Annotated in this window: 11 protein-coding genes; 9 read left to right on the top strand and 2 right to left on the bottom strand. The window is 69.0% G+C overall.

The window, feature by feature from the left end; genetic code table 11:
* Positions 1-168: 168 nt before the first annotated feature.
* The 5 genes from ACLKM7_RS04170 (at position 169) to ACLKM7_RS04150 (ending at position 6,228) form a co-directional block, all read left to right on the top strand.
* The gene (locus ACLKM7_RS04170; RefSeq protein WP_436445890.1) at positions 169-1,152 is read left to right on the top strand and encodes a carbohydrate ABC transporter permease; all 984 of its coding nucleotides are present in this window, start codon (positions 169-171) and stop codon (positions 1,150-1,152) included.
* Positions 1,152-2,057 carry a carbohydrate ABC transporter permease gene (locus tag ACLKM7_RS04165; protein ID WP_436445901.1) on the top strand — a complete coding sequence of 302 codons (906 nt, stop codon included), beginning with the start codon at positions 1,152-1,154 and terminating at the stop codon, positions 2,055-2,057. The genes ACLKM7_RS04170 and ACLKM7_RS04165 overlap by 1 nt, the downstream gene beginning before the upstream one ends.
* Positions 2,057-4,366, top strand: coding sequence for an alpha-xylosidase (gene yicI / locus ACLKM7_RS04160; RefSeq protein ID WP_436445889.1), 2,310 nt, complete (start codon positions 2,057-2,059; stop codon positions 4,364-4,366). The genes ACLKM7_RS04165 and yicI overlap by 1 nt, the downstream gene beginning before the upstream one ends.
* Positions 4,367-4,371: 5 nt before the next feature.
* Positions 4,372-5,820, top strand: a complete 1,449-nt coding sequence (locus ACLKM7_RS04155) for a GH1 family beta-glucosidase (protein ID WP_436445888.1) — start codon at positions 4,372-4,374, stop codon at positions 5,818-5,820.
* A gap of 120 nt (positions 5,821-5,940) precedes the next feature.
* Complete coding sequence (locus tag ACLKM7_RS04150; protein ID WP_436445900.1) at positions 5,941-6,228, top strand: GNAT family N-acetyltransferase; 288 nt, start codon at positions 5,941-5,943, stop codon at positions 6,226-6,228.
* Here the strand turns inward: ACLKM7_RS04150 and ACLKM7_RS04145 are convergent.
* Positions 6,225-7,352 (bottom strand): serine hydrolase domain-containing protein, encoded by a 1,128-nt coding sequence (locus ACLKM7_RS04145; protein ID WP_436445887.1) that lies wholly within the window; start codon positions 7,350-7,352, stop codon positions 6,225-6,227. The two genes, ACLKM7_RS04150 and ACLKM7_RS04145, sit on opposite strands and share 4 nt — an antisense overlap.
* A 67-nt stretch (positions 7,353-7,419) precedes the next feature.
* On the opposite strand from ACLKM7_RS04145, the gene ACLKM7_RS04140 reads away from it, so the two are divergent.
* From ACLKM7_RS04140 to ACLKM7_RS04125, 4 genes are all read left to right on the top strand, one after another.
* The gene (locus tag ACLKM7_RS04140) at positions 7,420-7,863 is read left to right on the top strand and encodes a DUF1622 domain-containing protein (RefSeq protein ID WP_436445899.1); all 444 of its coding nucleotides are present in this window, start codon (positions 7,420-7,422) and stop codon (positions 7,861-7,863) included.
* A gap of 71 nt (positions 7,864-7,934) precedes the next feature.
* Positions 7,935-8,159, top strand: coding sequence for a hypothetical protein (locus tag ACLKM7_RS04135; RefSeq protein ID WP_436445886.1), 225 nt, complete (start codon positions 7,935-7,937; stop codon positions 8,157-8,159).
* Positions 8,159-8,746 (top strand): hypothetical protein, encoded by a 588-nt coding sequence (locus ACLKM7_RS04130; RefSeq protein ID WP_436445885.1) that lies wholly within the window; start codon positions 8,159-8,161, stop codon positions 8,744-8,746. Before ACLKM7_RS04135 ends, ACLKM7_RS04130 begins: the two co-directional genes overlap by 1 nt.
* A gap of 18 nt (positions 8,747-8,764) precedes the next feature.
* Positions 8,765-9,046 (top strand): GlsB/YeaQ/YmgE family stress response membrane protein, encoded by a 282-nt coding sequence (locus ACLKM7_RS04125; RefSeq protein ID WP_168911542.1) that lies wholly within the window; start codon positions 8,765-8,767, stop codon positions 9,044-9,046.
* A gap of 94 nt (positions 9,047-9,140) precedes the next feature.
* Here ACLKM7_RS04125 and ACLKM7_RS04120 read toward each other — a convergent pair whose 3' ends face one another.
* Positions 9,141-9,944 (bottom strand): DUF1206 domain-containing protein, encoded by an 804-nt coding sequence (locus tag ACLKM7_RS04120; protein ID WP_436445884.1) that lies wholly within the window; start codon positions 9,942-9,944, stop codon positions 9,141-9,143.
* Between the last annotated feature and the right edge of the window lie 31 nt (positions 9,945-9,975).

Raw genomic sequence — 9,975 nt, 5'->3', positions numbered from 1 at the left:
GGGGACGCGCCTGGAGGGGTGGCTTTCTGTTACCCCCCCTCTCGGGTTGTCTCCCTCCCCCTGGGGCCACCCCGCCGGCTCGCCTCGTGGACAAGGCGAGCCGGCAGCGGGATGCCGCTGCGCGCGGTGCCGCGGGCATCCCACCCCATTTCGAACCTGGAGAAGGACATGACCGCCGTCCCCTTCGTGCGCGCCGAGAAGGCCAAGCGCACCAAGCTTCCTCCCGAGGAACCGTTGATCCCGCAGCGCGGGCGCGGCGGCTCGGGGGCGTACTGGCTCTACCTGCTGCCGGGATTCGTGCTGCTGGCGGTGATCGTGATCATCCCGCTGGCGTGGAACATCTACCTGAGCTTCACGGAGTGGCGCGGGATCAAGCCGCCGGAGTTCATCGGCCTCGAGAACTGGATCGAGCTGATGGGCGACGCGAAGTTCTGGACGTCGTTCGGCAACAGCATCTGGATGATCGTCGCAATGGTGATCTTCCCGACGATCATCGGCCTCATCCTCGCCGCACTGCTGTTCGACCTGGTCGGCCGCAAGTTCGGCGGCAAGCTGGCGAGCTTCCTGCGCGCCACGTACTACCTGCCCCAGATCCTGCCCGCTGCGATCGCAGGCATCGTGATCGGCTGGATCCTGCGTCCACAGGACGGCGCACTCAACACCATCCTCGAGAACATCGGCCTCGGCGCTCTGGCACGCAACTGGCTGGGCAGCCCCGACACCGCGCTCGGCAGCCTCATGGTCGTGCTGGTCTGGATCCAGATCGGCTACCCGGTCGTGGTCTTCATGGCGGCGCTGCAGCGAGTCGATCCCGAGCTGTACGAGGCCGCTGAGCTGGACGGCGCGAACTGGTTCCAGCGGTTCCGCGCGATCACGGTGAGCATCATCCGCCCCGAGATCTACGTCGTGACCCTCACGTGCACCATCGCGGCGCTCAAGGTGTTCGGCCCGGTCTACGTCCTGACCCGAGGCGGACCCGGTGACTCCACGAACGTGCCGGCGTACTACGCGTACACCGAGTTCTTCCAGTCGCAGCAGGTCGGGTACGGCGCGACGATCGCGACGGCGCTCACGATCGTGATCGCCGTCGTGTCGGTGCTGTTCATCCGTGCGCAGAACGCCGCGGAGCGCAAGGAAAGGGCGGGACTGTGATGGCCGCCACCATGACTCTCACCACCGCCGACAAGGCGGCCGCACGTCCCGGGCGCAGTCGTCGTGGCCGCGGCGGCATGCACAAGAAGAAGGGCGTCGACTGGCTGATGCTGACGTTCGCGGTCGTCGCCGCGATCCTGATCATCGCGCCCTTCTACCTGATCCTCGTCAACTCCTTCAAGTCGCCGTCGGACTACTCCAACAGCGGGCCGCTGTCACTGCCCACCGGGATCTACCTCGACGGCATCGCCGCCTTCTGGGAGCGCGTCAACTTCCCCGAGAAGGTGTGGAACTCGTTCTTCATCTCGGGCGCCGTCGCCGTGCTCGCCGTCCTCATCTCGGTGCTGAACGCCTTCGCCATCGGCATCGGCCGGGTCCGCGGCCGCTCCTGGGTCGTGCTGCTGTTCCTGCTGGCGAACCTGCTGCCGCAGGAGGCGCTGCTGTACCCGCTGTACTACATGTTCAAAGCGGTCGGCCTGTACAACAACGTGTGGTCGGTCATCATCATCTTCACGGTGATCCAGGCCGCCTTCGGCACCTACCTGCTGGCATCGGTCTACGGCACGTTCCCCAAGGAGGTGCTCGAGGCCGCGTCGATCGACGGCGCCGGCCGCTGGCAGATCCTGTGGCGCGTGATCTTCCCGATCTCGCGGCCGACCCTGTCGGTGCTGCTGATCTTCTTCTTCATCTGGACGTGGAACGAGTTCCTCATCCCACTGACGTTCCTGGTCTCCAACGCCAATCAGACCGTCCCGGTCGCGATCAGCGTGCTGCAGGGCGACCGGCTCATGGACGTCACCACGACGAGCGCATCGGCCCTGCTGGGCCTCATCCCGACGCTCATCTTCTTCCTCATCTTCCAGCGCACGCTGACGCGTGGCATCACGGCAGGAGCAGTCAAGTAATGAAGTTCACCGACGGGTTCTGGCAGCTTCGGCCGGGGGTCACCGCCCTGTACGCGCAGGAGGCGTACGACATCTGGCCGACCGAGACGGCCGACGGTCAGGCGCTGGTCGTGACGGCCCCGACAGCGGTCATCGCCAAGCGCGGCGACACGCTCAATCGACCCATGCTCACGGTCACCCTCTCGTCCCCGCTGGAGGGAGTCGTGCGGGTGCGCGTCGCCCACCACGAGGGCGGCGCCTGGCACGGCGGCTTCGAGCTGACCGGTGCCGTTCAGAAGAGTGCCGTTCAGGGCGGCGCGGGTGCGGTTGGGCCCACGCGCCCGGAGGCTCCGCGCGGCGCGCCAGCGCCGCGTGGAGTGGGCGTGGGGACCGTCACTGACGAAGGCGGGGTGCTCACCACCGGCGGCCTCACCGCGCAAGTGACCCCCGGCGCGCCGTGGAACCTGTCGTTCGAGGTCGACGGGCGTCGCGTGACCCGCAGCGGCCACAAGGCTCAGGGCTACATCCGGCTGTCTTCCGATGCGCAGGTCGACCCGGGAATCGTGCGCAACGCGCGGGCCGGCGTCGAGGTGCCGCGGGCCGACACGTTCGTGCACGAGCAGCTCGATCTCGGTGTCGGCGAGCTCATCTACGGTCTCGGCGAGCGCTTCGGTCCGCTGGTGAAGAACGGCCAGACGGTCGACGTGTGGAACGCGGACGGTGGCACGTCCAGCGAGCAGGCGTACAAGAACGTCCCCTTCTACATCTCGAACCGCGGGTACGGCGTGCTCGTCAACGACCCTGGTCACGTCTCGTATGAGATCGGCTCCGAGGCCGTGGAACGCGTGCAGTTCTCGGTGCCGGGCGAGGTGCTCGAGTACTTCGTCATCGCCGGACCGACCCCGAAGGACGTGCTGTCGCGCTACACCGCACTCACCGGCCGCCCGCCCGTGGTACCGGCATGGTCGTACGGACTGTGGCTGTCGACGAGCTTCACGACCGACTACGACGAGGCCACAGTGACGTCGTTCATCGACGAGATGGCGGCGCGCGAGCTGCCGGTGTCGGTCTTCCACTTCGACTGCTTCTGGATGCGCGAGTTCAACTGGTGCGACTTCGAGTGGGATCCGCGCACCTTCCCCGACCCCGAGGGCATGCTCGCCCGCCTGCACGAGAAGGACCTCCGGGTCTCTGTCTGGATCAACCCGTACATCGGTCAGCGCTCACCGCTCTTCGCCGAGGCGGCCGCGCAGGGCTTCCTCGTCACGCGACCGGATGGCTCGGTGTGGCAATGGGACCTGTGGCAGGCGGGCATGGGGCTCGTCGACTTCACGAACCCCGACGCGACCGCGTGGTACCAGGGCCACCTGCGCCGCCTGATCGACCAGGGCGTCGACTGCTTCAAGACCGACTTCGGCGAGCGGATCCCGCTCGAAGTCGACTACTTCGACGGCTCCGACCCGTCGCGCATGCACAACCTCTATACGCACCTCTACAACAGGGCCGTCCACGACGTGCTCGTCGAGGCGCGCGGCGAAGGCGACGCGGTGCTGTTCGCGCGCTCCGCGACGGCGGGCGGGCAGTCGATGCCGGTGCACTGGGGCGGCGATTCGACGTCGACCTTCCCGTCGATGGCCGAGACTCTGCGTGGCGGCCTGTCGCTGGCGATGAGCGGCTTCGCGTTCTGGAGTCACGACATCGGGGGATTCGAAGGGATGCCGGATGCCGCAGTCTTCAAGCGCTGGACTGCGTTCGGGCTGCTCGGCAGTCACTCGCGCTTCCACGGATCGAGCTCGTACCGTGTGCCGTGGGACTTCGACGACGAGGCCGTCGAGGTCACGCGGTTCTTCACGCACCTGAAGATGCGGCTCATGCCGTACCTGTATCAGCTCGGCGTCGACGCGTCGAGGACAGGCATTCCGGTGATGCGGCCCATGCAGCTCGAGTTCCCCGACGACCCCGCGGCCGCCCACCTCGACCGGCAGTACATGCTCGGCGGAGACATCCTCGTCGCGCCCGTGTTCTCCGAATCAGGTGAGGTGGAGTTCTACCTCCCGGCCGGCACGTGGACGGGCCTGCTCACGGGCGAGAAGGTCGAGGGCGGGCGCTGGGTGCGCGAGACCCACGGCTTCCTGAGCCTCCCGCTGTATGTCCGTCCGGGCGCGGTGCTGCCATGGGGGGCGCGCAGCGACCGGCCGGACTACGACTACCTCGACGGTCTCGCGCTCCGGGTCTTCCCCGGCGGAACGGGCGCGGCCGAGGTGGCCGTCACGACGCCCGACGGGCGCTCGCAGACGTTCACGGTCGATCGTGCGGAGGTGACAGAGTGAATCCCGTGACCTCGACTTCCACGCCCGTCCAGGGCAGCCCCGACTACCGCGACTCGGGTCTCGTGTTCCCGCCCGGCTTCACCTTCGGTTCGGCGACCGCCGCGTACCAGGTCGAGGGGGCTGCAGCCGAGGACGGTCGCGCGCCCTCCATCTGGGACACGTTCAGCAAGACGCCGGGCAAGGTCTGGAACGGCGACACGGGCGACGTGGCGTGCGACCACTACCACCGGTGGGAGAGCGACCTCGACCTCATGAAGGACCTGGGGCTCGGTGCGTACCGCTTCTCCATCGCGTGGCCGCGTATCGTGCCGAACGGCGCCGGCGAGCCGAACCAGGCGGGCATCGACTTCTATTCGCGCCTGGTCGACGGACTGCTGGAGCGCGGCATCCGCCCCGTCGCGACGCTCTACCACTGGGACCTGCCGCAGACGCTGGAAGATGCCGGCGGCTGGACCGCGCGCGGCACCGCCGACGCCTTCGAGCGGTATGCCGAGATCATGGGAGCGGCACTCGGCGACCGCGTGCACACCTGGACGACGCTGAACGAGCCGTGGTGCTCGGCGTACCTCGGGTACGGCCAGGGCGGCCACGCCCCCGGTCGCCACGAGCCGGCCGCCGCGCTCGCTGCGGTCCACCACCTCAACCTCGCGCACGGCCGCGCCGTGCAGGCGCTGCGGGCGACCTCGACGGGCGACCCGGACTACTCGATCACGCTCAACTTCCACGTGCTCCGAGGCCTGGGCGACGGAGCGGCCGAGGCGGTGCGCCGTGCGGACGCCCTCGCCAACCGCGCATTCACGCACCCGCTGCTGAAGGGCGAGTACCCGGCGGACCTGCTCGAAGACACGGCATCCGTCACCGACTGGTTCTTCGTGCACGACGGGGACCTGCAGACGATCAACCAGCCGATCGACGTGCTGGGCGTCAACTACTACTCGACCGCGACCGTGCAGCTGTGGGACGGCGTCTCGCCGAAGCAGATGAACGACGGGCACAAGGGCGTTGCCGGAGGCACCGCGTGGCCCGGAAGCGACCACGTGCTCGAGTTCGTCGAACAGCCGGGGCCCTACACCGCGATGGGCTGGAACATCGCACCCGAGGGGCTTGAAGAGCTGCTGCTCTCGCTGCACGCGCAGTTCCCCGATCAGCCGCTGATGGTCACCGAGAACGGCGCGGCCTTCGACGACGTCGTCGCCGAGGACGGCTCGGTGCCCGACCCGCTGCGACAGGACTACCTGCGTCGCCACTTCACGGCGGCGCACCGGGCGATTCAGCGCGGCGTCGATCTGCGCGGGTACTTCGTCTGGTCGCTGCTGGACAACTTCGAGTGGGGTTACGGTTATGCGAAGCGTTTCGGTATCGTCCGCGTCGACTTCGACACGCTCGAGCGCACGGTGAAGGACAGCGGGCACTGGTACGCCCGGCTGGCCAAGACGGGTGTCCTCCCCGACTGATCCGGCGGCGCGCGGCGACGCCCTGAGAGTCCGCCGAGATCTCGCCGGGCGATCGCCGCGACATTCCGCCCGCTTCGTCCTGATGGGGGAAGGCGGGCGTAGCCTGTCGGCGTGACTGAGATGCGTTTCACGAACGAAGCGGATGCCTCGCGCTACACGCTGCATCGCGGTGACGATCTGGTGAGCGTGCTGGACTACCGCGACGACGGCCGGACGGTCGCCATGACGCGGGCGTACACCATCCCGACGTTCCGCGGCCACGGCTACGCGGGGCAGGTGGTGGATCATGCGGTCGCCGAGCTCGAGCGCAGCGGCGACCGCACCGTGATCCCGGTGTGCTGGTACGTCGCGGACTGGTTCGACGAGAATCCCGCTCGGCGCGGCATCCTGGCCGACCGTTCGCATTAGCCCGGAAGCTGCTGCAGCTCCGCGAGCAGGCCGAAGATCTGCTCGTCCATCTCGACCTGTGTCATGACGATGCAGATCGTCCCATCGGGATCGACGAAGTAGTCCGTTCCGAAGCCGCCCGACCATCCGAACCGACCGCGGTGCGGGCCGTCCGTGACCACCGAGGCGCCGAAGCCCCAGCCTGTTCCGTCCCAGAAACCGGGGAAGAAGCTGTCCGGCGTCTTGACAGAGGCCTCGACCTGGTCGGTGCGCAGCTGCTCGACGAGCTCCGGGTCGATCAGGCGGCCGTCGAGCAGCGCGCGCAGGAACGCGTGGTAATCGGCCATGGTCGAGACGAGTTCGGAGTGACTCTCGTCGAAGGGCGCCGGACCGCTGTGGAAACCACCGCCGGTCGGCTCGACCTCGACCAGGCCGGACTCGCTGCGCCGATACGCGGGGAGCAGCCGATGGGCCTCATCGTCGGGCACGCGGTATCCGGTGTCGCGCATGCCTGCCGGTTCGAAGACGGCCGTCCTCAGCAGCTCCGGTGCCGGAGCACCCGCGATGCGGCCGAGGAGGATGCCGAGGATGCCGAACGACAGGTGGTAGCGCCACCCGCCACCCGGCTGGTGCGCGAGCGGCAGCGTCGCCAGAGCGTCGAGCCACTCCTGCGCGCCACGATCCGCGGGCTCGTTCCCCGCCTCCAGCCCGGCGGCGGCCATCGCCCGCTGCAGCGGGGATTCCGTGGGGATCACCCCGTACCCGGACTGGTTCGTGAGCAGGTCGCGCAGGGTGATCCCGCGATCGGCGGGGACGGTGTCGCCGAGGTCGGCTGAGGGATGCCGCAGCACGCGGCGGTCGGCGAGTTCGGGCAGCCACGGCTCGACCGAGTCGTCCAGACCTATCTCGCCCCTCTCGACGAGCTGCAGCGCAGCGACGGCCGTGACCGTCTTGGTCATCGACTGGATGCGGAAGATGGCGTCGGCGCGCAGCGGGGTCCCGTCGGGTCCGGCGACGCCGACCACGACGGGGGCGAAGCCGGCGCCGATCGTCGCGACCGCTCCCGGCATGGTGCCCGCGTCGACGTGACGGGCGAGCAGGCGGCGGAGTTCCTCGGTGGCGTCAGGAGAGGCAGGAATCGACACGAGACCAGCGTGGCATCTCGCGCGCCATCCCGCTCGCGAGGATGCGCCCTATGCTGGCGGCGTGCACATGGAGGACGTCTTCACGGCGGTCGCGGTGGGCTTCGAGGCGCTCGGCGCCACCGCGATGATGGCCGGGTTCCTCATCGCGCTCGTCCTCGGGGCGCGGTCGCTCGCACGTCGCGAGGGTGGCCGAGCGGCCTTCCAAGTGCTGCGCACGACGCTGGGCTCGGCGATCCTGCTCGGCTTGGAGATCCTCGTCGCCGCCGACCTCATCCGCACCATCACCTCCAAGCCGTCCCTCGAAGACGCGCTGATCCTTGGCCTGATCGTGCTCATTCGCACCGTTCTGTCGATCTCGATTCAGATCGAGATCGAAGGCACGCTGCCGTGGCGGCGGGCGCTGCTGCGAAGCGGGGGCCAGCTGATCGGCGACGCTGTGGCTCGCGACAAGGCCGCCGCGCAGGCATCGCGCGCCTCTTCGGGCTCAGCGGGTCCCGCTTCACAGGACTGACCGGCGTTGTCAACCCCATGCCGCGCGCACGGCGGGTGGGGGAGTCTGGTGGCCGACGAGAGGAGCGCGCCATGGACCGTGACCTGCCCGAGGGCGTCATCAACGCCGACCCGGCCGGCGGCTGGGACGAAGTCGGCGACGAGGAGACACGCGAGCGCAATGCCGAAGCGGCCGATGCCGAGACGCTGCTGACCGACGCGGCGCTGCAGCCGGACGACCCTGCCGAAGGGGAAGCTGCTCGCCAGGGCGCCGACCCCGACCTGGCGGTCGATGCCGACCGAGGAGAGGAGCCCTGATGAGCACGACGGGCAACGAGTACGAGCGGCCGGGCGTCAACTACCCCGACCGGGAAGACGCCGAGGGTGCCACGGGCACGCCGGGTCCGGGTGACCCGACGCGCGACGACGCGACGACCACCGGGGCCGAGGCCGCCGACGGCACGGCTGAGCCGGGCGTCGCCCAGACCGACGACGCCGCGGGAGTCGCAGGCGGCGACGCCGGCATGCCGGATGACGCGAGTCACACCGCCGTCGGGATCGGTGTCATCGACGGCGCCGCTATCGACGGCACCGATCACCACGGTCACGACGACGGCCGCGACACGCTGACGGCGAGTTCGGCCCAACAGACCAGCGGCGCGCTGGGGACGGAGCAGGAGCAGCGGCTCCCGGCAATGGACCAGAACAACGCGCCCGACATCGACAAGGTGGCCGGCATCGTCGCGCAGACGCGCGCCGACGTCGGGACCGAGCCGCTCGAGCGCATCGTCGAGGTGCTGCACCAGCGGCTGGATCAGTCGGGCGTCTCGCTGCCGGATGCCGATGTCGAAGAGCTCGCCCGCCAGGTGTCGACCGGCGACGCCGCGAGTCCGTCCCGTTCCTGACAATCGAGGGGAGAAATCATGTTGTGGACAATTCTGGGCCTGATCATCATCGGCCTGATCGCGGGGCTCATCGCCCGGGCGATCATCCCCGGCAAGCAGAGCATGGGGATCCTGCTGACCATCGTGCTGGGAATCGTCGGCTCTTTCGTCGGCGGCTTCCTCGGATTCCTCATTTTCGGCGCCGATCCGAACGGCGGCTTCCTGCAGCCGGCCGGGATCATCGGCTCGATCATCGGGTCGATCATCGTGCTGGGACTGTATGTGTTCTTCGCACGCCGCCGGGGGGTCACGCGGACCTGAGCCGCGCGTCTGCGACTGCTCCAGCGGAACATCCCCGACGGCGTCGCCTCGCCCCCTCCGGGCGGGGCGACGCCGTCGCGGGCCTCGCGGTGGGTCACATGCGGGCAAATCGGGCGCGCGCGAAGCAGTAGAGGCCATACAGCACAAGCCCCGCACCCACGACCCAGAGGATCGCCGCACCGAACGGCAGCTCAGTGAGAGCCCGGAGGGCCGCGTCCAGCCCGCCGGCCGTCTCTGCGTCGTGCGTGAAGGCCGCGACGACGAACAGTACGCCGGTCACACCCACCGCGATGCCCTTGGCGACGTAGCCGACGACACCGAACGCCACGATGCCCCTCTCTGCGGCGCCGGCAGGCAGGTCGAGGTGCTCCTCGAACCCGCGCCCCGCGCCGCGAACGATGAACGCCGCTCCGATCGCTGCCACGATGACGCCGACCAGCACGAGGAGTACCACGCCCCCGGGCGTCGCCAGCAACTGCGCGCTGAACGATTGCGACGAGTCCGACGACTGGGAGCGACCGCCCAGCGCTGCGAGGAGCGCCGTTCCCGCGATAGCCACGTACGCCACCGCGGTGCCGACGTACTTGGCACGACGACCCCATCTCTTCTTGGTGTCCGGGTCGCGTTCGATGATCGCTTCCGCGATCTGCCAGATGGCCAGGGCGATGAGACCCAGCACGATGACCCAGAGCATCAGGACGCCGCCCGGCGCATCGCGGATCTTCTCCACTGCACCGCTCTGGTCGGCCTCGCCGCCACCGCCGCCCGCGACGATGGAGATCGCGATGACCCCGATCAGGATGTGCAGGATGCCCAGCACGACGTAACCGGAGCGGGCCAGAACGCGGAAGACGGTCGAACTCTGAGCGCGTCGGGCGGCGCTCTCGGGAGTGGTCACAGCGGGAGCGTAGCGACGCCTTGCGATTCGG

This window comes from Microbacterium sp. I2 (genome assembly GCF_051364985.1).
In the GTDB taxonomy this organism is placed as follows: domain Bacteria; phylum Actinomycetota; class Actinomycetes; order Actinomycetales; family Microbacteriaceae; genus Microbacterium.
Note: the sequence above shows the minus strand (reverse complement) of the source record. Positions and strands in the feature narration are given on the sequence as shown.

What these genes read in the sequence shown, in the direction of transcription:
- ACLKM7_RS04165 (WP_436445901.1), top strand. Translation starts at nt 1,152, where the DNA reads ATGGCCGCCACCATGACTCTCACCACCGCCGACAAGGCGGCCGCACGT.
- ACLKM7_RS04125 (WP_168911542.1), top strand. Translation starts at nt 8,765, where the DNA reads ATGTTGTGGACAATTCTGGGCCTGATCATCATCGGCCTGATCGCGGGG.
- ACLKM7_RS04140 (WP_436445899.1), top strand. Translation starts at nt 7,420, where the DNA reads ATGGAGGACGTCTTCACGGCGGTCGCGGTGGGCTTCGAGGCGCTCGGC.
- ACLKM7_RS04130 (WP_436445885.1), top strand. Translation starts at nt 8,159, where the DNA reads ATGAGCACGACGGGCAACGAGTACGAGCGGCCGGGCGTCAACTACCCC.
- ACLKM7_RS04135 (WP_436445886.1), top strand. Translation starts at nt 7,935, where the DNA reads ATGGACCGTGACCTGCCCGAGGGCGTCATCAACGCCGACCCGGCCGGC.
- ACLKM7_RS04170 (WP_436445890.1), top strand. Translation starts at nt 169, where the DNA reads ATGACCGCCGTCCCCTTCGTGCGCGCCGAGAAGGCCAAGCGCACCAAG.
- yicI (WP_436445889.1), top strand. Translation starts at nt 2,057, where the DNA reads ATGAAGTTCACCGACGGGTTCTGGCAGCTTCGGCCGGGGGTCACCGCC.
- ACLKM7_RS04150 (WP_436445900.1), top strand. Translation starts at nt 5,941, where the DNA reads ATGCGTTTCACGAACGAAGCGGATGCCTCGCGCTACACGCTGCATCGC.